Annotated in this window: 18 protein-coding genes; 10 read left to right on the top strand and 8 right to left on the bottom strand. The window is 47.4% G+C overall.

All coding sequences use genetic code 11. The annotated features are described in order from the left end of the window. Positions 1-155: 155 nt before the first annotated feature. The 3 genes from ACWHX8_RS09380 to ACWHX8_RS09370 are packed head-to-tail and all read left to right on the top strand — an operon-like array spanning position 156 to position 2,219. Positions 156-1,343 (top strand): MFS transporter, encoded by a 1,188-nt coding sequence (locus ACWHX8_RS09380; RefSeq protein ID WP_447971690.1) that lies wholly within the window; start codon positions 156-158, stop codon positions 1,341-1,343. Between the two features lie 41 nt (positions 1,344-1,384). Next, entirely contained in the window at positions 1,385-1,510 is a 126-nt protein-coding gene (locus tag ACWHX8_RS09375) for a hypothetical protein (RefSeq protein ID WP_447971689.1), read from the top strand. A gap of 52 nt (positions 1,511-1,562) precedes the next feature. Further along, positions 1,563-2,219 (top strand): riboflavin synthase, encoded by a 657-nt coding sequence (locus ACWHX8_RS09370; protein ID WP_447971688.1) that lies wholly within the window; start codon positions 1,563-1,565, stop codon positions 2,217-2,219. A gap of 196 nt (positions 2,220-2,415) precedes the next feature. Here ACWHX8_RS09370 and ACWHX8_RS09365 read toward each other — a convergent pair whose 3' ends face one another. Next, positions 2,416-3,060, bottom strand: coding sequence for a tetratricopeptide repeat protein (locus ACWHX8_RS09365; protein ID WP_447971687.1), 645 nt, complete (start codon positions 3,058-3,060; stop codon positions 2,416-2,418). 443 nt (positions 3,061-3,503) lie between these two features. Here ACWHX8_RS09365 and ppnN point away from each other — a divergent pair, with 443 nt between their 5' ends. Beyond that, positions 3,504-4,913 carry a nucleotide 5'-monophosphate nucleosidase PpnN gene (gene ppnN / locus ACWHX8_RS09360; RefSeq protein WP_447971686.1) on the top strand — a complete coding sequence of 470 codons (1,410 nt, stop codon included), beginning with the start codon at positions 3,504-3,506 and terminating at the stop codon, positions 4,911-4,913. 433 nt (positions 4,914-5,346) lie between these two features. Here the strand turns inward: ppnN and ACWHX8_RS09355 are convergent, their stop codons facing one another. Together ACWHX8_RS09355 and ACWHX8_RS09350 are read right to left on the bottom strand one after the other, a co-directional pair. Then, positions 5,347-6,318 carry a hypothetical protein gene (locus ACWHX8_RS09355; protein WP_447971685.1) on the bottom strand — a complete coding sequence of 324 codons (972 nt, stop codon included), beginning with the start codon at positions 6,316-6,318 and terminating at the stop codon, positions 5,347-5,349. Positions 6,319-6,601: 283 nt separating this feature from the next. Then, a complete protein-coding gene (locus tag ACWHX8_RS09350) occupies positions 6,602-7,099 on the bottom strand; it encodes a response regulator (protein ID WP_447971684.1) in 498 nt (165 codons plus the stop codon). Positions 7,100-7,594: 495 nt separating this feature from the next. Here ACWHX8_RS09350 and ACWHX8_RS09345 point away from each other — a divergent pair, with 495 nt between their 5' ends. Then, complete coding sequence (locus ACWHX8_RS09345; protein WP_447971683.1) at positions 7,595-7,978, top strand: DUF4168 domain-containing protein; 384 nt, start codon at positions 7,595-7,597, stop codon at positions 7,976-7,978. A gap of 545 nt (positions 7,979-8,523) precedes the next feature. Here ACWHX8_RS09345 and trmL read toward each other — a convergent pair. From trmL to ACWHX8_RS09325, 4 genes are all read right to left on the bottom strand, one after another. Beyond that, positions 8,524-8,988, bottom strand: a complete 465-nt coding sequence (gene trmL, locus ACWHX8_RS09340) for a tRNA (uridine(34)/cytosine(34)/5-carboxymethylaminomethyluridine(34)-2'-O)-methyltransferase TrmL (RefSeq protein WP_447971682.1) — start codon at positions 8,986-8,988, stop codon at positions 8,524-8,526. A 187-nt stretch (positions 8,989-9,175) separates the two neighbouring features. Further along, on the bottom strand, positions 9,176-11,062 hold the full coding sequence (gene acs / locus ACWHX8_RS09335; protein ID WP_447971681.1) for an acetate--CoA ligase: 1,887 nt from the start codon (positions 11,060-11,062) through the stop codon (positions 9,176-9,178). Positions 11,063-11,177: 115 nt separating this feature from the next. Beyond that, positions 11,178-12,731, bottom strand: a complete 1,554-nt coding sequence (locus ACWHX8_RS09330; protein WP_447971680.1) for a DUF4301 family protein — start codon at positions 12,729-12,731, stop codon at positions 11,178-11,180. A 189-nt stretch (positions 12,732-12,920) separates the two neighbouring features. Beyond that, positions 12,921-13,091, bottom strand: a complete 171-nt coding sequence (locus ACWHX8_RS09325) for a hypothetical protein (RefSeq protein WP_447971679.1) — start codon at positions 13,089-13,091, stop codon at positions 12,921-12,923. A 201-nt stretch (positions 13,092-13,292) separates the two neighbouring features. Here ACWHX8_RS09325 and ACWHX8_RS09320 point away from each other — a divergent pair, with 201 nt between their 5' ends. From ACWHX8_RS09320 to ACWHX8_RS09300, 5 genes are all read left to right on the top strand, one after another. After that, on the top strand, positions 13,293-13,853 hold the full coding sequence (locus tag ACWHX8_RS09320; protein ID WP_447971678.1) for a hypothetical protein: 561 nt from the start codon (positions 13,293-13,295) through the stop codon (positions 13,851-13,853). Positions 13,854-13,903: 50 nt separating this feature from the next. Then, a complete protein-coding gene (locus ACWHX8_RS09315) occupies positions 13,904-14,545 on the top strand; it encodes a penicillin-binding protein activator LpoB (protein ID WP_447971677.1) in 642 nt (213 codons plus the stop codon). Between the two features lie 61 nt (positions 14,546-14,606). Beyond that, positions 14,607-16,103, top strand: a complete 1,497-nt coding sequence (locus ACWHX8_RS09310) for a COG3014 family protein (RefSeq protein ID WP_447971676.1) — start codon at positions 14,607-14,609, stop codon at positions 16,101-16,103. 13 nt (positions 16,104-16,116) lie between these two features. Beyond that, complete coding sequence (locus ACWHX8_RS09305) at positions 16,117-17,259, top strand: LPP20 family lipoprotein (protein ID WP_447971675.1); 1,143 nt, start codon at positions 16,117-16,119, stop codon at positions 17,257-17,259. A gap of 22 nt (positions 17,260-17,281) precedes the next feature. Next, entirely contained in the window at positions 17,282-19,168 is a 1,887-nt protein-coding gene (locus tag ACWHX8_RS09300; protein WP_447971895.1) for an AsmA family protein, read from the top strand. Between the two features lie 43 nt (positions 19,169-19,211). On the opposite strand, the gene ACWHX8_RS09295 is transcribed toward ACWHX8_RS09300, so the two are convergent. Then, positions 19,212-21,686 (bottom strand): hypothetical protein, encoded by a 2,475-nt coding sequence (locus ACWHX8_RS09295; RefSeq protein ID WP_447971674.1) that lies wholly within the window; start codon positions 21,684-21,686, stop codon positions 19,212-19,214. Between the last annotated feature and the right edge of the window lie 123 nt (positions 21,687-21,809).

Below are 21,809 nucleotides of genomic sequence, written 5' to 3'. Positions count from 1 at the left end.
TTATTCAGTAATCGGACTTTGAGGAATCATCAGGCGAATTCTCCTGACGCATTTCGCTGGCGAGTAATTGACAGCATGAAATTTTGAATGATAGGTTGCCCGCAACCATCGTCGTCTCATCAATTCATCTCTTCCTACAGCAATATTGGTATGGTATGAGTCCTCCTCGGACATTTGCGCTTCTCTGTTCAGTCGCCTTCTTTGCATTTGTCAGTTACGACCTGGTGCGTCGCCCCGCATTGGCCCTCTTTGCAGGTTCTTTGGGCGCGACTCCTGTCACCATTGGCATTCTCGTTGCCCTTTCAACCGTCACTGGGGTCTTTTTGAAATTGCCAGTCGGCGTCATGTCTGACTTGCTCGATAGGCGCAAATTTATGGTCGGTGGCTTACTGGCCTTTGCGCTTCCACCATTTGTCTATCCATTGATTTCCGATGTCACGATTGTAGGCATACTTCGTCTTGCCCATGGGTTAGCTACCGCGCTGTTTACTCCACTGGCGTTAGCAATGGTTGCGCAAATGTATGCAGAGCGACGCGGGGAAGCCATGGGTTGGTACACCGCAGCCGCTCAGGGTGGAGGCTTACTTGGCCCCCTGTTAGGAGGCATCCTCGTCTATGCCGTAGGCTTTTCATCAACATTTCTTATCGCAGGTATCTTTGGTACGTTGAGTCTTGTGTTGTTTTTATGTATGCCGCGCTCAGTCATCCCTGCCCCTCGACTCAAACGGACGAATCGAAATCTGGCGTCTGAAGTACGACAGGGCATGCAGGATATTGTGAAGCATCGAGGCATCCTCACCACGAGTCTTACGGAAGCCTCGAAAATGATGGCTAATGGCACGTTAATGGCGTTTCTTCCTCTCTATGGTCTTTCAATTGGACTCAATGCCGCACAGGTCGGTGTCTTATTTGGTATTCAAGCCTTGACGTCATTGTTAGCAAAACCTGTCATGGGGAAGGTCTCGGATCGTATCGGACGGCAACCCCTTATCGTGATGGGGTTGTGTCTGTGTGGAACCATGCTCGTACTTATTCCACAGCTGGATACCATGGTGTATCTCTTGCTTGTTTCCGCCATGTTTGGACTTGGCGAAGCCGTGATTACGTCTTCGTCGACCGCCTTGATTGCTGACCTTTCTCACCACGCCTCTCTTGGAGCAGGAATGGGAATGCGGGGAACAATTATGGATATTGGACATGCGAGTGGTCCCGTCATCGCAGGCGTCCTCATTGCAAGCATCGGCTATAGCGGAGGGTTCGCCGTCATTGGCATTTTCCAGTTTATAACCGCGGGAATATTCGGTATGATCATGGTAGGGAACAGGCGACGAGCCATGATATAGTACCGACCAGTATCCCAGAGAATGAGAAGGGGCCAGGGTTGATGAAAGAAGGGGTCGGAACGGGCGATATTATTGTGGGAGTCATTGCCGCGATCGGTGTGGTGGTGATGATTGTGGTGTTTGTCGTAGTTGTAAAAATGGTATTTTTAAGCAAAGATAAAGAGTAACCTGTCGGTCTTTCCAATATGGGAAGACTCACGACATACTGACAAGAGAATAATGTTTAGCGGTATTGTTGAAGAAATGGGCGCAGTCAAGTCCGTGCAAAAAGGGTTGCATGGGACTCGTCTGTCGATACTCGCGTCAACCATTCTTGAAGACATACATATTGGAGAAAGCGTGAGTGTGTCAGGGGCCTGTCTGACGGTGACAGAATTTGGAGAGCAGGACTTTGCGGTGGACGTCTCAACTGAAACGTTGAATCTCACCACGCTCGGATCAACCAGTGTTGGGACTCCGGTGAATCTTGAGCGTGCCATGAAACTCAACGAACGTATTGGAGGACATCTGGTCACCGGCCATGTTGATGGAATTGGCGCGATTCGCCGGCGCGAGCAAGACGGAAATGCGATTCAATTTACCATTGAGGTTCCAGAATCGATTGCTCGATATTGTGTTAAAAAAGGATCAATCACGGTTGACGGCATCAGCCTGACAATCAATGAGGTGTCAGATGCGGCCTTTGCTATCACGATTATTCCACATACGGCGACCGTCACAACGATGGGATTACGACAAGTTGGCGACTCCGTCAATCTTGAGACAGATATGATCGGAAAGTATGTTGAACGCCTGCTTCAATCAACCGGAAAAATTTCTACACGCTCATCTCCTGTCATTGATCGCGACTATCTGCAGAAACGCGGACTCATCTAAGTCACACCCGATTATCATGCTTCGCGACCGCCCACTGCTTCGCCTGTTTCTCGTCATCACGACATTTATCGTGATCGTTCCGATTGTGTTATGGGGTGTTGTTCAATGTTATGAGGTAATCTGTACCTCATGTGAATGCTGCGAAGGCTTGCCCAGGCCACAGCGTCGATGAGCCTGGCCATGATGAGATTTTCGGTTACAGGGACTGCTGTAGTTTTCGAGCTTCGTAGCGCCAGCTGATATCACACGCTTGATGGTACTCAGTCGCTTGTTGATAGCGACGTTTCTCCTGTTCAGTGAGTCTTGCCGGGTCGATGACCTCAACCAATTCCTTGTACCGTTGAAAAAATTGATGACAGGAACGATAGTCTTTTTTCTGAAATGCGATATAGCCCATATAGACGAGGGCATTGTAGTCGTTTGGCTTCACGGTTAAGACGTTTGTATATGCGAATTCTGCTTCGCCCAAGTGTCCCATGCCCATATGAACCGTGCCCAGCCAGCTTTCAATTTGATAGTTATTGGGAGCCAATGCTCGAGATCGTTCGAGGTGGGATAAACTTTCGCGTCGATTGCCCACATGGTAATACGCTTCGCCAAGCATGAGATGAACATGCGCATCGTCTGGTCGTAACGTCGACGCTACATCCAGTTTCTCAATCGCTTGAAAAAACTTTTGCTCCAGTCCTAATAATCGTCCTTCAGTCTTCAACTGCTGAAACGTCGAATCTTCAGATGCCGTTCGAGTAGCGTCTGGGATTGAGACATCATGGGCATTCGTGCATGAGAATAGCAGGAGGATCATCCCAAAAGCGCAAGAAAATTTTAGACAATCGAACATTCGTGCCTCGTGTTCTATAGAATGAATGGATACCTGCCAGCCATGTGTTCGTGAAATAGACTGTGCCAGGAACTGACTGATCCGAAGTCGTTAAAGCCAGAATAATGTGATGACGAGGGGCAGGGCTATACCCCATTTGGGTAGGGGCAGTCCTGAAATGCAGAACGAGATTGAATCACATGAGCTGTAAGTCATGCGGTTTGCTCATACGATTGAAGAGGATCTCTCTTCTCATGTAGTGAACTTTCCCTCTTCAATTAGAGAGGAAAGTGAAGTATCGTATGAGGAGCACAACTAGAGTAACAGAACGCAAGGTCTCCATCACCGCACTGCGGGGCGAGAGAGAGGTGTTCATTCAGAATTGTGCCGCGAATATCTCGGCCGGCAATACACGCGACATGGTCCGACAGATCAATATTGAATAACCTAATGGATGTTCACCCATGAATAGCCCTATGAATGATACGAATGTGCCATCTCTCGCTTTAAGCCGAGGAGTCTCTGCCAGTATTACTCCAGATACGTCGATGCATATGCTCTCACAGCATGAAGTGGAAAAACTCTGTGATGCCAGCCAAGGCGGACTTCATAAGCTGTTCAGAAATAGTGCGTTAGCGGTGTTGACATGTGGGAATGAAACGGATGATACCAAAGCATTTTTCTCACGCTATCAAGACTTTGATATTCGCTTAGAGCAACGGGATCGCGGCGTGAAACTGGAACTGAGTCACGCTCCATCCAGCGCATTTGTCGATGGGGAAATCATTCAAGGGATCAAGGAACATTTATTTTCCGTGTTACGCGACATCATCTACGTGCACAATGAAATTCAGCATAATGCTAAATTCGATTTAATGACCTCTAATGGGATCACGAACGCCATCTTTCATATTCTACGCAATGCAGAAATCATTCACTCTGTTGAAGATCCGCATTTGGTCGTGTGCTGGGGAGGCCATTCGATCAACGAGGTGGAGTATCGATATACCAAAGAGGTTGGGCATGAGCTCGGGTTACGCTCTATGGATATCTGTACCGGCTGTGGACCAGGTGCGATGAAGGGCCCCATGAAAGGGGCGGCCATTGCTCATGCCAAACAACGCATTAAAAATGGGCGGTATTTAGGGTTAACGGAGCCAGGGATTATTGCGGCCGAAGCTCCCAATCCTATTGTGAATGAACTTGTCATTCTTCCAGATATCGAAAAACGTCTTGAAGCATTTATTCGCGTTGGGCATGGCTTTATCGTCTTTCCCGGCGGGGTGGGAACGTTTGAAGAAATTCTCTACCTTCTAGGTGTATTGCTTCATCCAGATAATGCCGAGGTTCCTTTCCCACTGATATTTACCGGCCCGAAAGAAAGTCAGGCATATTTCCAAACGATTGATGCGTTTATCAAAAAGACGTTAGGTGCGGAAGCCGCACAACGCTATCATATCGTCATCGACGATCCACGACGTGGAGTGTCAGAAATAAAGAAAGGGGTACAACAAGTGAGGGAGTTTCGTAAGCAAACACGAGATGCCTTCTACTTCAACTGGCATCTCACTATCGACCATGAATTTCAAAAACCATTTACCCCCACGCATGCGTCTATGGAACAATTAGATCTCTCGGCTGACCAACCGCCGCATATGTTAGCGGCAAACTTACGTCGGGCGTTTTCAGGCTTCGTTGCCGGGAACGTCAAGCCAAAAGCACTGACAGCCATTGAAACGCATGGGCCATTTACGATTCATGGGGATTCAGCGATTATGAAACTCATGGATGAACTCCTACAGTCCTTCATTAAACAACATCGTATGAAAATTGATCAAGAACACTATATGCCGTGTTATCGAATCATCTCGTGACTGTCATTGTTACCGTGATTCATGAATGCGAGAGCACCTGGTGCAAAATGTTTTCACCATTGAATACTGTTCAACCCTACGATCAAAGCGCTCACGCCATCTCCTTCGGTCTTAACTCTCGTGCTATCACTTCGTCTTAGTGCATATAGCCTGACATAGGCTATAGCGAAACCAAATAACTTCCAACCGAATGTACATCATGTACACAGCGCAACAACACACGTCGTACAGACGAAAGTAAATTGGAACGGCTATAGTCAGTCGACTGAACCAAGAACACGTCATGAGACTTGCTAAGGATATGTTGTCTGGTCGGGAGAAAGGTGACGGGATCTTGTATGCAATGCATCAAACAAGAAAGCAGTTCGGGAACACGCAGGGGAGAGAGGTGTTCCTGAGGTCGTCATGAACAACCTCAGGATTCGGTGGCGTCCTACATTGCAGAAACCGGAACAGTCAGCAATTCAATATCATGTTGAGAAGAAGCGGTTTCCGGCGCGACCTGGGACTCTATAATTTGCGAGGCTTCGTCCCAGGAAAATGGGATGCGACGCTTTTCCGTCCCATCACCCCAACGATAGACGAGATCATCGGTTTCTAAGTCATATTCCGGAGTTTCCACATGTTCCCATTTTTCGACGAAGTGCTGATAAAAAATTGTATATAATCCGTGTTCTTTGGGATTATATTGAAATGCGTACATAGGCATGCATTGAATATCCAGATTAGTATGATAATGCTGCAGCCAGATATTATCGCCAAGAATAGCCAGTTTGACATTGGGGTCATCAGAATAAAACTTCACTCTCACATTTTTTTGCGTGGCACGAAGGAGTTTCAGGAAATCAATACTGGCTTTCGTCTGCGCCATCAAACTTTCGAGTGTGATCTCAGGGTGTAAGATCGATCTCGCACGTGCGCGCGCATTCGCACTGCTTGGATTCAGAAGAAGAATTTTCGCTTCCAGGCAATGCTTGAGCACGGGATGAAGGTCACCTGCTGGGTCGACAAAGGTGTTACCCGTTGAACCAATGATCATTACATGGCGAGGGAATCCATGATCTTTAATAAGCGAGGTAATACGGGCTGGGGAGACTCGCCGTCCACCCGGAAAGACATGAACCAAGCCGGCCCCACGAGCCGATCTGGCTAATTGGGAATCACGCAGATTTTGTCCCAAGAAATTCAAGAGTATAATCAATGTAATGGCCACAGTGATTTCGACTGAAACAAGATAGACTTTCTCGCTTTCAATCAACTCCCAATACGTCAAAAACCCTTGAGCCACATACGGTAATAACATGGCGATCATGGCGCTCACACTCACCAGGCCAATGTGATACCACACATCCCCTGCATCATTCAGTCGCCGCCTCATTTCTACAAACCATCGAGAATTCGTCACACGCACTCCTTCATCAGTGAATAGACACCGTTATGCGCGAACCAAGCCACTCACGCAAGTCAGTGGAGGATCGCAGGAACATGTTAGTGGGTAAACCAGAAGTTAACGAAGGGGTCCCAGCCTTCGGCGTCGTGCCTAGATCCGTCCACGACGGCCAGAAATATAGGTCGCACCCTGCCTTAGCTCTATCGGCAGATCGAGGCAAAACCTTTAGGGTATCTCAGAATATTGTATAGGGGGAAGCAACACAATCTAAACAGATGAGAGCTTTTTCAATATATGCTTATGAGGAATGTTGCTGAGCTCTGGTCGCGTTCATGGCTGTGGAAGAGTGATCGGCGTTGCATTTTTTATGACGACCCACACGATAAAAAATTTCAGCACATGCCTCTTGCAGCGTGTGAGAGTGAAAGGGTTTCACAAGAAATCCTTGCGCCCCTTCCTGGAGCAGTTGCCGAAGCATATGAATATCAGACCCACCTGACATGACCCAAACTGGCATGTGATAGCCAGCCCACCGTAATTCATCAAGCATCGTTCGCCCATCCATCACTGGTGTATGCATATCTAATAGAATGACATCGACAGCGTGCCTTGAAACAACATCAAGGCCTTCCTGTCCGTTATCGACAACCCATACGTGATAGCCCCACGCGGCGAATGTTTCATGAAGCATGGTTGCGACAGCTCGATTGCTTTCAACCAGCAACAAAAGAGGGGAAAGATCCTTGACGTCCTTATGGGATTGCGCATTCATGAAAATATTGTGAGATGAATTCATACAGTCCTAGCTCTTTTGTAAAAGTATGAAAAGTGAAAGAGGTTTCGTACAGGTAGTCCTTAAAATGACCCTCCTAAGTAATAACAGAGCATGATGCATGCCTAATCAAGATTCCTCCAAAAATCTCTGGATAACATATTGATTTACAAAATAACTCTTCGCTCGACTGACCTTTGCTCCTCGTGTGACCTGTAGGTTTGGCACGATATACGTATGGTATTCCCTACGTCAGTAAAATAGAGAACTGGCCTCTTGGGGAAACGTCTCAAGAGAGAATTTATTCGCTCCCATCAACAGTTACGATGCATCACACATGACTGTGGAAATGTGCGAAATGAATCTGGCCCGGCTTTTGCGTTCCATAATTTTACTAAAAAAATCACGGTGTGATTCTGCTCAACGATGACCTGGTCTCATCCGATGGGTTCCCAGCAGTCTATCAACAGAGCAGCACATTATTAATTTATGTATCCCCTCGAATAAGGGAGGAGCGTTATGAATCAGATACGCAAAGGCCAATCATGGACTAGATTCTTACTAGTCAGCAGCTTACTGGTCCTGTTACCGCTTGGCACGATCAGTGCGCAACCGGTGGAGTCTCAACCCGCACCAGAGCAATTAGCGGGAGAGAAACTGGAGCCCTTTGCTGGTGCCTATAAGCAGGTTTCAGAAATCAATGCGTCGTATAAAGAGCAAATTGTCGAAGCCGGTGACCCGGCTAAGACACAAGCACTACAAGAAGAAGCAAATGAAAAGATGAATCAAGCCGTTCAAGATCATGGACTCAGCATAGAGGATTACAACACGATATTTAAGGCCATTCTTAATGATGAGAAGCTGAAAGAAGAATTTATGACGGTGTTGAACCGAACACAATGAAACCAGATAATTGAGGAAATCTGAATTTCACTATTTCAGATCGTTATACATAGGCATTGTTCTGAGGACACGAGCAAGCAATGCTGATGTCATCTTGAGTCAATGACGAAAGTTCTGAGTCAGAGGCGATACGCTAATATGACAGAGAGAAGTCTTTCGTGTGACTCAAGATGACATTGCGTCTTCTGACCTGTTTCGGTGAGGAGAAACAGAGAGTTTATCTGGTAGTGTCGAACAAAAGAATAGCAGATTCTAAAAAGTCACCCTTCTCTCATCACTTCTTTTGACTCATAATAGTTTTGTAATGAAAGCGCAATTATGTAGTACAAACGGAATTCTCACTCTGTTTATGCAAAATGTCATGCCTGACCCCAAATGAATCCGTGCATACAATGTATTTTTTATTTGCGCGAGCGCCAAAAACTCTTTGTGCGGCTCGGCTTACCTGACCAGTAACCTAAAATAATCCTGGTTTTTAAGATACTGTCACGAACACACGATGACTTTTTCAGAAGGAAGCGAAAATAGGTTTGTGCTGAACGGAATTATCTCGATTCAGGGAACTGATGTTGGCGCCAGGCTTCATAGACGATGACGGCTACGGCATTGCTGAGGTTCAAACTACGGGAACCGGGTTTCATGGGAATGCGTAAGCATTGGGTTTCCGGAAGCGAGGTTAAGACTTCTTGCGGTAGGCCTCGGGTTTCGGGACCAAAGAGAAGGGCATCTCCAGGTTGAAAGGCCACATTGTGATAGGGGTGGGTGCCCTTGGTGGTGATGCCAAAGACACGGGAAGGTGTTCGTGCTTGTACATAGGCTTCGAGATTGACATGGATTTCGACATTGGCCAATTCATGATAGTCCAAGCCTGCTCGCTTTGCGCCTTTATCCCCCCAGCGAAACCCTAACGGACGAATGAGATGTAGAGGGAATCCCGTGTTTGCGCATAGGCGAATAATATTCCCAGTATTGGGTGGAATTTCTGGTTGGTAGAGGACGATGTCGAGCATGCTTGAAGCTTTTCCTCAACATCCGCCACTCAACCTAAGATACTGATTATAGGTTTGTTGCCTGAAGTGGGCGAGAGATAAAAGGACGGCTATAGTATTTTGATATAATCTCTCGTCTCCAGATTGAAGACGAGAGGATGAATAGGCTTGCGGATTCAATTGTATACGGTTGATATATCTAGAAGGTCTATTCCTCAAGCGTGGAAATATCACCGGGATCTTGTCCCAGTTCTTTGGCTTTGAGGACCCGTCGCATGATTTTCCCTGAACGGGTCTTGGGTAAAGATGTGACGATTTCAACTTCTTTGGGAACAGCAATTTTCCCAAGCTCACTCAACACATGATCTTGAAGATGTTGAATCAAGTCTGGAGTTTCCTTTTGTCCTTCCTTCAGAATAACAAAGGCTTTTATCATTTCACCCGCGGTCTTATGCGGTTTTCCAATGACGGCGGCTTCCACAACCGCATCATGACTCACTAACGCGCTTTCGACTTCTGCGGTACCAATTCGGTTTCCTGCCACTTTCACGACATCATCCGCACGTCCCATAAACCAGAGATAGCCATCCTTGTCTTTGTGACAGACATCACCTGCGGTATAGCACCCCGGAATCGTGTTCCAATACAGGAGATAGCGATCGGGATCGTTATAGATGGTCCGCATCATTGAAGGCCATGGTTTTTTGATGACAGCAAATCCTCCTCCATGGTCGATGCTCTTTCCATCACGATCAACGACATCGGCTTCAATCCCTAAAAATGGACGAGTGGCCGACCCGGGTTTCAGCGCGACGCAGGGCAGGGGAGTCACAAGAATACTGCCAGTCTCTGTTTGCCACCATGTATCCATAATGGGCTTATTGCTGCCAGTCACGCGGTAAAACCATTCCCACGCTTCGGGATTAATGGGTTCGCCAACAGAGCCCAAGACTCGCAATGATGAAAGATCATACTTGCCAGGCCATTCTTCACCAAACTTCATGAGTAATCGCACAGCTGTTGGAGTGGTATAAAAAATGGAGACCCCATAACGTTCAATTAAGTCCCACCAGCGTCCTGGGTCTGGATAATCCGGTTTGCCTTCTGCCGTCAGTATCGTACCGCCATTGAGCAATGGGCCATAGACAATATAGCTATGGCCAGTGACCCATCCAGGATCAGCCACGCAAAAGTAGACATCGTCATCCTTCAGATCGAAGACATACTTTGTTGTGATATAGGTTCCCACCATATACCCGCCATGCACGTGCACGACACCTTTGGGCTTGCCAGTTGTGCCGGAGGTATAGAGAATATAGAGCGGTGTTTCGGAATCTAACGGCAGAGCCTCACAATTCGTGGATTGCTCTTTCAGCCAGTCGATCCAGTCGATTTCTTTCTCTGAATTCAAGGCAGGCCCATTTTTCTCACGTTGGACGACGACGACCTTTTCGACTGTTGGACAATTCTTCACTGCTTCATCGACCACCGGCTTCAGCGGAATGGTTTTTGATCGGTCGTATCCGACATCTGCGGTGATCACCAACTTGGATTCAGCATCTTGAATACGTGCTTGCAGGGCTTTGGCGCTGAACCCTGAATAGACAACAGAATGGATGAGGCCAATCCGTGCACAGGCTAACATTGCGACAATTTGTTCTGGAATTTTGGGGAGGTAAATAGTGACTCGGTCACCCTTCGAAAGCCCTAAGGCTTTCAGTGCGTTGGCACATTTATTGACCTGTCGATAGAGTTCCGCATAGGTGAAAATCCGCTCTTCGCCTTCCTCACTCACCCAGATTACGGCGACTTTATTCTTGCGCCAAGACTGCACATGACGATCAAGGCAGTTATAGGAAATATTACACGTACCGTCCACAAACCACTTAGCCCAAGGATAGTTCCACTCCAACACTGTATTCCATGGGGAAAACCAGTGCAGTTCTTTTGCGACATCTTCCCAGAATTTCTCCGAATCTTCGATCGATTGTTTATACGCCTCTTCGTAATCCTGAATATAAGCTTGGGCTTTAAGCTCCGCCGGTGGCTGAATCACACGACCGGACTTTTGCAGCGTTTCAATATTCTGTTCCATCAGATCACTCCTTGTTATGCTCAGCGAATCGACACAAGAGACTATGAATAATTGGCGGTGACGTTATGCGCTCTCGAGATGCATTATGCTGAGGTTGCTTGCACCTACGCAAGGGTTAGGTCGATTGATGTTCCGGACGGAGAAGGTCCAAAACCGTTTTAACTGGATTAAACGTACTCATCGGAATTTCTACAAAGAGTGTATTCCAATTGGCCATTGCGCCATTCCAGAGCCCAGGCAATTCGAGCGCTTTCAGATCTCGTCCTTGATGAGATTTCATGGAAATAAATCCAGCCTCAGGATTTGAGAAGGTAGGTAAGTCGAACGGCTGCCCTCGGTAGTCTCGAACCCCACAGACTAAATCGACCGGATTAAAGTGTGTCGATGTTTTTAAGATTGCTTGCTGATCGTGTGAGTGCGGATCGACTTGCGATGATTCCACGATTTGCAATGACTGTGAGCCATCGTCGTGCGTCACCCAAAACGGACCACCGCCTGGCTCGCCAGTATTTGGAACCATCCCACAGACTCGAATCGGTCGATTCAATTGTTCGAACAACAATTGTTGTTGGTAGCCGAAGGACTGCGATTTCACTTTTTCTGACATCGCAATGCCGAATGTATGTTCAGCGAAGGCGACAATTTCATGAAAATATTTTTCATCAAGCACGTCTTGTGACAATGCTTGGACATAGTGAAACAGTCGGCGTTGAATCGTAACGAGATATCCACCCAACGCTTTCTTATAATGATTGGATAGATCGACAAGCCGTTGCGGGACCACATTGTCAATATTTTTGATGAAGACGATATCGCCGTGAAGATCGTGAAGATTATGAATGAGTGCGCCATGACCACCAGGGCGAAACACGAGTGTGCCTGTTGAATCTCGAAACGGACGATTCTCACGATCTACGGCAATGATATCCGTCGATGCATGTTGATGGGAAAATGTGATATCGAGCTTCACATTCTGGTTTTCAACTCGACGTCGTATGTCCGCGACATGTTCGAGGACGAGCTGTTCATGATCTGGTGAAACGGTGAAATGAATTCGCACTGTTCCAGAGGTATCTTTCACATACGCACATCCTTCAACGATGTGCTCTTCGATGGGTGTGCGAACATGATCGGTGTAGCGATGAAATTTCAACAGACCTTTGGGGAGATTGGCGTAATTTAAGCCGGGAGCAAAAAGCAGAGTCTGCAATACGGCTTTCCATTGCTGATCAGTAGCCGTAATCCCTTGCGCCGAAAGTTGAGTCTGTAGATCGTCATGAAACGCGAAGGCGTCTAATTGCTGAAAGAATTCGCCAAGCGCCTTGGCATTCTTTGTCTGAGAAAGAAGATCGTGCAGTGATGTGTGTGAACCTTCGTCTTGGTGTTCTTCAAGGGTAGTCAGCAAAGCTTTAAACATTCGACTTGCTGCACCTGAAGCCGGGACAAATTTCGTGACGCGTCCTGACAACGCCACGTCTTCAAAGTGCTGAGCATAGGCGTCTCGCTCTTGAGAATTGAATCGTATAATACCGTCGTTGAGCGTGCAGGGTCGATTCAGAACAGTGTAGGGAATGCCCTTCCGAAAGGTTTCAAGCTGCCGTTCAATCGTTTCACACGTGATACCCTTGGCGTTGAGATCTTGCTGATCGGCTTCAGTGAGTGTGGGCATGTGAAGAATGAATTGTGTTGCTGAGGTTCTCAGAAACGTATGGGGCTCACGAGGATAGTCGTATCCTTCAGAATCGCTTCATAGTCCGTGCGTCTCTATGATTTTATGAAATGGGTATCGTGTTGTCTAGAAAAATCAAGAGGACATAACACGACACAGGAAGGAAGAGTCGTGTGTTTGTACGCGCATTTAATCGTCAGCGCCCCCTTTCATATATCCTAGTCCAATTTTCAAGGCACGACGCGTGATTTCCGTCCATCGATTTTCTGGATACTCGGCTAAAACCTTCGCGGAATTGGGATCTTGAATTGTCAGGTCAGCTATTTTAATCATGCCATCTTCAATTTTCACATCGGCCACAAGCTATCTCCTTTATTCATTCGCCCTTAATAAGCGCAATCAGTGTCTCGAATTATTCCATGCTGGCCAGCCTTGCCGGTTTTCTTGACAGGGTTCGAAGTGGATGATAGCATTTTTCTTAAGTGAGACGCGAATTTACGTCATGTGTCCACGTTTCAAACAATCGCTCATTCGTCATTCATTCACCAGCATAACCGCACGATGAACATCTCACGACAACATGTGCAACGACCATGGCTGCGGCTCAGTTTCAGCCTTCTTTTCATCAGTGTCTTGACTGCATGTGGTGGGCCTCCGAACTGGGTAAAAGAAGGCTCAGGGGCTTTTAACAACGAAGGCGCCAAGTCTATTTATGGAGTCGGTTCTATCGTGGGGGTCAATAATGAGCCTTTGGCTTGGGAAGCGGCTGAAAATCGATCGCGCGCGGAACTGGCCAAAACGTTTGAAACCTATACCGGGTATTTAATGGAGGATTACACCGCGTCGACAACGGCTGGAGATTTCACGAAAACAGCAGAAGAACAAAATATTGAACGCGCCATTAAAACTGTGACCACAGTGACATTAAATGGGGTACGCCCAATTGATCGCTATAAAGATGATGACACCAACAGCTATCATGTCTTAACAAAGCTTTCATTTAAAGATATGCAAGAAGCCTTACAAGAAGCCAGAGAGTTAAGCCACGAAGTGAAAGAATATGTCAAGGAAAATGCCGAACGACTGTTCAAGAAATTAGAACAAGAAGAAGCCAAGCGTTAAAGAGCTTTTCTCGTGAAACACTATTCAGTAAAGGCGAATCTCTGAATCCTATGATGATGACCACTCACCCATCGCGAACGACTTATGTTATTCGGAATGGAATATTTGCGCTCACGCTGCTCATGTTCTTCTCGCTTGTTGGTTGTGGATCTGAAAAAAAAGTCACACGCGTTGATACGGGACTCGTGACCGACTTCAGTGGACGGTGGAATGACACGGATTCTCGGATGGTCGCAGAAACCATGATCAAAGAAATGGTTTCACGCCCATGGCTCGAGAATTTCAGTCGAGCGCATGGACGACAACCCGTGGTGATTGTTGGCTCTGTATTGAATAAGAGTAATGAACATATTAATGTCCAGACGTTTATCACGGACCTGGAGCGGGAGATGACCAACTCACAACGAGTGACGTTTGTCGCCGCAAAGAGCGAACGAGATGAAATTCGTGAAGAGCGGCGCGACCAAGCCGTGCATTCACGAGAAGATACCCAGAAGGGGCCAGGGCAGGAAATTGGAGCCGACTTCATGATGAAGGGGTATATTTCCAATATTCTCGATGAAGCTGATGGAACAAAAGCCGTATACTTTCAGGTGGACCTCGATTTGATCGATCTGAAAAACAATGTCAAGTCATGGTACGGACAGAAGAAAATCAAGAAAATCATTGAGAAGAAGCGATTCCTTTTTTAGTTCGTTCTTATGTATACCCGTGGGTTTGTATCAACGTGATGTCCCTGTTAATCAATCGTCAGTGCCAGACTCTGTCAATCCCAGCACGCTCGCCACGATTCTCGCCTGTCTAATCCCACTTCGGATTTCGGATCGACTACGCTTTACCGCACTGCTCTCTTTCACTTTCTTGTTGTCGGGGTGCAGCTCATTTGGCAGTCACTACTCGAGCGTCGAAAAGAGTTTACTTGCCGGGAACCCGAAGCAAGCCGATCAAATAATTCAGGAAACCAAACAAGACTATGGACAACGGAGCCATCTGTTGTACCTCATGGATCGAGGCATGACCTTGCATCTTGCTGGTCGCTATCAAGACAGTAATACCTTTCTTGAAGAAGCCGATGCCCTCATTGAAGATTTTTATACCACGCGTATTCGAGATGAAGCTGCAGCCATTCTTGTCAATGAAACGCAGCTTCCCTATCAAGGCGATCCCTATGAACAGGTCATGGTCAATGTCATCAAGGTGCTGAACTATGCCCGCCTTGACGATGTTCCTGCCGCATTAGTAGAAGCCAGGCGCATCGATCATCGACTCAATGTCATTGCCGACTCAGTTGAGGACGATACGTATCGTGAAGATCCGTTTGCACGATATATGACGGGAGTGCTGTATGAAGCGGCAGGCGATCCAAACAATGCGTTTATTGCCTATCGAAAAGCCGCTGAAGGGTATCGACTGGCCGAACCGTGGTCGCAGATTACCTTCCCGTTGATATTACAAGAAGATTTATTACGAACAACCAAAACACTGGGGTTGAGCGAAGAGTTTCATGCCTACCAACAGGCCTTCCCTGATGCCTCTGAGCCGTTCGTTCATGAGCAAGACATGGCGCAAATCGTCGTCATCAGTATGAATGGACGTGGACCGACAAAAACTGATCTGTTGCTCGACTTTCCCATTAGTCTTGACGCCTTGCACTTAATGGCGCTGACCAAGCAGGGGTTTGGACGAAGTCACAGGCGAATGCGTGGACCGGATGCGGTGCTCTATGGATTACAAGGTGATATCGTACGCGTGGCCTTACCTCGCGTTCTACAACAATCTTCACCTGTTGCGTACAGTACCATTCGAGCAGACAATGGCGTAGAGTCCTATCAGAGAGATACTCAACGGATGTATGATTTGGATGCCGTCGCCAAAAAGAATTTAGATGATGCCTATACAGCACTCGTGGTACGAGCCGTGGCACGAGCGGCGATGAAAATGGCCGCTGCCGTCGGTATTGGATATGGGGCCCAGGCAGCCGTGAATAAGGACTCTCAGGCCTTGGTAGGACTTGTGGCTGCGAGTGTCGCGAAAATATTTGCGATTCTCACAGAAGAAGCGGACATTCGAACCTGGAGAACGCTACCTGGAGAGTTTCAGGCCACACGACTCTGGGTCCCTCCTGGAACGTATTCCATTACAATCGATTCATACGACGCGCTTGGAAACGTACTTCCCAATTCTGTGACACACGCAATGACGGTGAAGAGTGGTGAGACTCGCTTTCTGACTCAACGGATTCTCAAATAAAACGCGGAACTCAATGGCTATTCCTCACGCAATCATACTGTTTCTTTCAATTGGCATGTGGAGTGTAGGGTTCGGATGCGCATTCTTGGAAGATCGCTCCCGCCCTGATTGGGTTGACGGAATCAGCCATGAATTCCCCCCCGAAACATATTTACTTGGGAGAGGTGAAGCTGACACACGTGCAGTTGCAGAGCAACGAGCCTATGCGGCAGTCGCACGAATTTTTCACGCACATGTACAGGCTCAGATGCAAGACAACGAGATCTATTCACAAGTTGACCAAGGCAATCATAAAAAGGCTAGCCGGCAGTTGACGCTTGACCATCTCACACAGGTCTCAACCGAAAAGGTCTTAGCCGATGTCAAAGTCCTGGAAGCGTGGTCTCGTCCCGATGATGCTCGACACTTTATCTTAGCGGGCTTACATCGCGCCAAAACTGAACGTCTCTTACGCGCACATATTGCGAAATACGATCAGGCGATTCAACGCAATATGGAAGATGGTCGTACCGGAATAGATGTCATCACGAAACTTCGTGGGTTGAAGCGAGCATTACGCGATATGCACCTTCGGCAAATCGTCAATGCAGATTTGCAAATCGTCAGTCTAACTGGAGAAGAAGTTCCCGCGCTGTATTCACTCGCCAGTATTCAACGAGCACTCGACGCGTACTTGTTGAACGATGTGCACATCGATGTGCAGGTGACTGGAGATCAGCAACTGCAACTGTCCCAAGCCATTTGGGATGGCTTAACTCGCGAAGGATTGGTCACTCGCGAGGCAGGTCAACTCGCTTCCCGCACAGACCATTCTCAACAGCCCATCGATGCGTCTCATCAGAAGAGACCGGATTTCCTCATTACCGGGACCTCACGCTTAGAGGATCTCAAGCTGAACGACCCTTTATTCAAATATGTTCGTTGGTGTAGCGACATTCAAGTGATAGAATCAGATGGTCAACGGGTCATCGGTGCGGTCTCTCGCTCAGGACGTGAAGGGCATATCACGCAGCACGAAGCCCGTGTACGGGCTACGCAGGCTATGCAAGAAGCGGTGTCAACGGAAATCGCTCAATCTCTCGCTCGATTTATGTATGATGAACAAACCAAGGGGCTAGCGTCTCCAACATCTTCTTCGTGCCTTCCCTTCAAGTAACGATTGTCATGACCTTGTTCGAATCACTGGGACGACAAAGGAAAGGTTTGTGAAAAAAATCATGATCGCCATCGGCTCCCTGCTCGGCCTACTTCTTCTCCTGATCTTGACTCTTCCATATTGGCTGGATCTCAATCGGTATCGTGAGCAGTACATTCCGATTGTTGAGCAAGCATTGAACCGAAAGGTCGAAATATCGCATATCCGTGCAATGTGGTACCCGCAGATCGGCCTTCAAATCGAAGGCGCAAAGATCTTTGATGATCCCAGCGTAACTCACGCACCCTTTGTCGAAGTGTCTTCAATCGAAGTAGCCGTAAAATGGAAACCACTACTTCAGCGTCGACTTGAAATCCAAAGCTTGACTCTGCATCAACCCAGTCTCACGCTATTTCGCGGAAGAGACAACACATTGAATACCGAAACGCTGGGAAGCGGAAAACAGAAAAGTTCTGCTTCTTCGACGCCTAAAGAATCACGTGAATCGGTCTTAGCCATGCTCGGGGTAGAACAGCTCATGATATCGAACGGTACGGTACGGTACGAAGATCATTCTCGAGAACAAAAACAATCGTATCAGCTTGAAAATATTGAGATGCAGACAGAGTCCGTCCGAATTGGTGCTACCGCTCAATTCTCTGTCCAAGGAACGCTTCTTCCATCACAACTTCCGGTATCATTAGCAGGAACTGTCGGTCCGCTTCAGACTAATTGGGATATCTCAAAGATTGAGATGCGAGTCAATCTTGGCCAATCAAGCCTTAACGCCAAAGGGCATATAACAGATGGAATGCTCGCTCTGGATTTGTCATCGTCAAGGCTTACCTCAAACGATCTTCCTTTCAGTATCTCTCTCGATAGACCAATTGCGTTGACAGAGATCTTTGCTCATGTCCAACTACCGATGGGTAAAACGGATCCACCGACAATATCGACAACCGACATACGTGTTGATCCTCTGCAGTGTCAGCTGAAAATGGGGGAGTCGATTCTCACCGTTTCCGGTCATGCCGTTGGGACGAAGCTGGAGATTCATGGAACGGCTCCAATTGTACGCAGTCAAGATCTTCCAGTATCGCTGCCACTTCATCGTCCTGTGTCGATGCGCACACTCGATGTACACGCGAAAATTGATGGAACCTTGATACATGTCGAGAGGCTTACGGGGAAGATTTTCAATGGTCAATTGAAGACGAATGGCACATGGGACATGCGTTCTGAGATTCCCGCTTTTCAATCAACAGGAACCATTGAACACATCAATATTGACGACGTTCAGCAGGTGCTTAAGCCTACACCAGTTACGTTGCAGGGAACTGGGGCAATGAATTGGGAAGTGAAAGGCACCATTCCTGTGAAACAACCTCCTCACCTTTTTGGTCACGCGCACCTCTCAATCGTCAATGGACAGTTACAGGGTTTTGACTTGCTGGAACAGATTGAACACGTGTTGAAACTCAAAGGCCTCTTGAGTACTGGGCAAGGCGTCACACGTTTTTCACACTTTCAAGGTGACGTTGCATTTCACAACGAACAATTCCCCATTAAGTCAGTTTTGCTGCAAGGCATTGAGGACAACTTTCAGATGCAAGGTGCGGGTGTGGTCATGCGCGATCAATCAATGAACATCAACGGGAATTTGCGATTAGGAGATGCAGTATCAGGAAAAATCACTCAGCGCATGCCAATTGCCAAGATGGCATTAGAGCAAGGCAAGCTTGTTGTGCCATTCACAGTCAAAGGGCATCTCACTGAAGCCACAGTGGGGTTAGACTTTGGATCAATTCAACAACGTCTTCAAAAGCAAATGGGCTCCTCAATGAAAAAGATTCTTGAAGGTGATCCGAAGAAAATGGAAGAAATGTTACAACAAGGAAAAGGACTATTAAAACAACTATTCGGAAAATAAGTACGCTTCACTTTCCCTCACAACACATCTTCTGTTTTGCTTTCTACTGAATGGTCTTAAGGTTTCGAGGAGATGCCGGAGGAATGGTTTCTGCCCACGCTTTCGTATTGCGGCCAACACTCCCCATTGGTGTGATCGACCATTTGGGACTACCCGTCTCAAGACGTTCTTGAAGCGGCGTAGCTGCTTTATTGGCCTTCCAACTGTCTTGTCCACTGAGACCGTCGACCGTATAGGGGGCCAAAAAACTATCGGCCGACAAGGCGATAAAGGCATAACTGTGATCGGGAGCGAGGTTATCTCTCCGTTGAGGAAGTGGTGATATATAGTGGTTAGCAAATGCCGTGAAATTGGGAATCCACTGACCCGTCGATGTTTCAATCGTGGGATCACGATAGGCTTCAACCAGGGTACTCAGGTTTGTCGGGGTCTCATCCAAATTCAGGTGAAATCGCTTTTTGGCCATAAATCTCAAAAGTGTTGTCGTATCCGCGACGTCCATTTGTTTGGCCATCCCCAAAACCACAAGCATAAAGTTCTCTTCCCAAGGCGATGTCGCATGGGTTAATGACCCATCGTTGCGTATTGGCCTTTGCAGAAAATCTTTCGTCCCAGTACTCCATTGACCAAGCGGTGACGGTTGCTTATCGGGAAATAACCAATAGGGATTCGTTGTCCTAACATGTCTTCCCCACCCCCAGACCTCGTCTCTTTCTGGATAGGTGGCAGGAAGATTCTGAACCCCTTCCCAAGCCGTAATATTATTGTGAAGTTTATCGATGAAGTAGGGTTGCTCTGGTTCTCCATCAGGGGAAATAAAGGCCGCATACACAAGGACTTTTAACCCCCAGGCATCCGCTCGCACATTTTGATTGTTTAACAGTCCTTCATTGCCAGGTCTGGCAATATGACTATTCCATCCGGATAATTGCCAACCAAGACGAAAGTTTGCATCCAGTTGAAGGCATTCGAGATAGTAATACTGTCCACTGAACAGATAGGCGGTATAACAGGCATCGGTATGATGACTGGATCCAGTTTCCGCCCATCCATCGTTGGAAATGAGTCCCCTCTGGATCCTGTCGATGCTGTTTCCCGAGTCTAAAATTCCTGCAAATTGGGTCGTCGGCCTGGCATTAATGGAGACAATTCTTCCAAACGTATCTATCGTTCCTGTTCTAAGGTTGACTCCCTGCTGCCAAAGATTTGAATGTCGGCTCCAGGATTGATCAAAGTAGTCTCCGCTTCCCGCTTGGGAATCAGCTTCTCTGAGATGAATAGGGAGACGACCTGCTAGATCTGCATTTCCCAACACCATGGCATAGCCTCGTTCACTCATGGAGTAGAGCCACAGTATTTCCCAGGTGGCTTGCAAGCCTATCCAATCGTTTTTCCCCGGTGCATTTAAGGCCTTGACGTAATTCCCAAGATGATTCGATGCCGTTCCGGTGTTCCTCCCATCCAGGGTACCGCTGTACTGTTGATAAGTTTGATATCGTTGACGTTCAAGGGAAGGAGAGACAGACAACGAGTTATCGTAATGAGGAATAGCGCCTGTCGTGACCAGATAGGCAAGATTATGGTCGACCCTCACCGGTTCTGGGCCATTTCCAATCCAAAATGTTTTATGCCATCGGGATTGCCCAATATGCGTGAAGGTAGGGTGAGTCCATTTTGTGACAGGGTGAGTATGGCCAGCCTTGAGTGTGAGACGATAGGACAGATCTCGCATGCTGTGTGACCGGGTAGAGCTTACCCACATATTCTCAACGGTGTATCCCACTCGTACATGCTTTCCCTGAGGATAAAACCATGATTCAAAGATAGGATGAAGGGCTTTGCTTCCGTCACCAAAGTCTTGGTCCTCGTTACGAGCAGGCGTACGGTCCTCGAGAATAACAGCCGTCACAATCGGCCCCTGCAACCAGTAACGAAACATTCCGTGTTCCAACATCTTCCGTGCCCGCACCGTGCGATCGCGTTTTCCATGCATGTGAATGGTTGCGTCAAAATCGTAATCGGCATGCAACATCTGTGATTGGCTTAGAAATCCTGCATTGTGACCAGTTGACTGATTCACAAATTCAACATCAATCGCACCAGTCAAAGGCAGTGAAGGCACAATAAAGCTCACAATGGCAAATTTTAGGGATCCATCACGCCATCGATTTTTGACATCACATTGGGTCAACACCTTCACACCATTCAATTTAGCCTGAGCAAATTGTGCAATCGTGCCTTTGGGAAATGGACGAGCGATTGAAATGGCTCGCTTGCTTTGAGGTGAAGTGGCTGTATTGAACAAACGAATGGTATTACTCACTAATAGTGAGCCTGGACGTGTCGAGCCAGAAACCATCATGCCTTGCGAATCGGAGCCAGTTGTCTGCTGCCCCGCACTCATGACATCAATACCATCTTGTGCGGCATGGACATTCATATCGGCCATAGCGACGAGAATATGATTGACACCGAAACCGATAAGCAAAGAAAAAAAGATTCGTAACATATGCTTCACGGATACTCTCCCACATCCAATAGGTTTGCTCTGCTAGGTCGATACCTGTTCACATTTCCATCCAAGACTTGAGGTGTCTGATCCAGTTTCGTCAGTCCCTGACGTTTGCTTGGCAAATGCATG

This window comes from Nitrospira sp. M1 (assembly GCF_965152605.1).
Note: the sequence above shows the minus strand (reverse complement) of the source record. Positions and strands in the feature narration are given on the sequence as shown.

Excerpts from the sequence above, each read along its gene's own strand:
- trmL (WP_447971682.1), bottom strand. The coding sequence starts at position 8,988 with ATGCTCGACATCGTCCTCTACCAACCAGAAATTCCACCCAATACTGGG.
- ACWHX8_RS09370 (WP_447971688.1), top strand. The coding sequence starts at position 1,563 with ATGTTTAGCGGTATTGTTGAAGAAATGGGCGCAGTCAAGTCCGTGCAA.
- ACWHX8_RS09380 (WP_447971690.1), top strand. The coding sequence starts at position 156 with ATGAGTCCTCCTCGGACATTTGCGCTTCTCTGTTCAGTCGCCTTCTTT.
- ACWHX8_RS09330 (WP_447971680.1), bottom strand. The coding sequence starts at position 12,731 with ATGCCCACACTCACTGAAGCCGATCAGCAAGATCTCAACGCCAAGGGT.
- ppnN (WP_447971686.1), top strand. The coding sequence starts at position 3,504 with ATGAATAGCCCTATGAATGATACGAATGTGCCATCTCTCGCTTTAAGC.
- ACWHX8_RS09350 (WP_447971684.1), bottom strand. The coding sequence starts at position 7,099 with ATGAATTCATCTCACAATATTTTCATGAATGCGCAATCCCATAAGGAC.
- ACWHX8_RS09315 (WP_447971677.1), top strand. The coding sequence starts at position 13,904 with ATGATGATGACCACTCACCCATCGCGAACGACTTATGTTATTCGGAAT.
- ACWHX8_RS09305 (WP_447971675.1), top strand. The coding sequence starts at position 16,117 with ATGGCTATTCCTCACGCAATCATACTGTTTCTTTCAATTGGCATGTGG.
- ACWHX8_RS09365 (WP_447971687.1), bottom strand. The coding sequence starts at position 3,060 with ATGTTCGATTGTCTAAAATTTTCTTGCGCTTTTGGGATGATCCTCCTG.
- acs (WP_447971681.1), bottom strand. The coding sequence starts at position 11,062 with ATGGAACAGAATATTGAAACGCTGCAAAAGTCCGGTCGTGTGATTCAG.
- ACWHX8_RS09375 (WP_447971689.1), top strand. The coding sequence starts at position 1,385 with ATGAAAGAAGGGGTCGGAACGGGCGATATTATTGTGGGAGTCATTGCC.
- ACWHX8_RS09345 (WP_447971683.1), top strand. The coding sequence starts at position 7,595 with ATGAATCAGATACGCAAAGGCCAATCATGGACTAGATTCTTACTAGTC.
- ACWHX8_RS09320 (WP_447971678.1), top strand. The coding sequence starts at position 13,293 with ATGAACATCTCACGACAACATGTGCAACGACCATGGCTGCGGCTCAGT.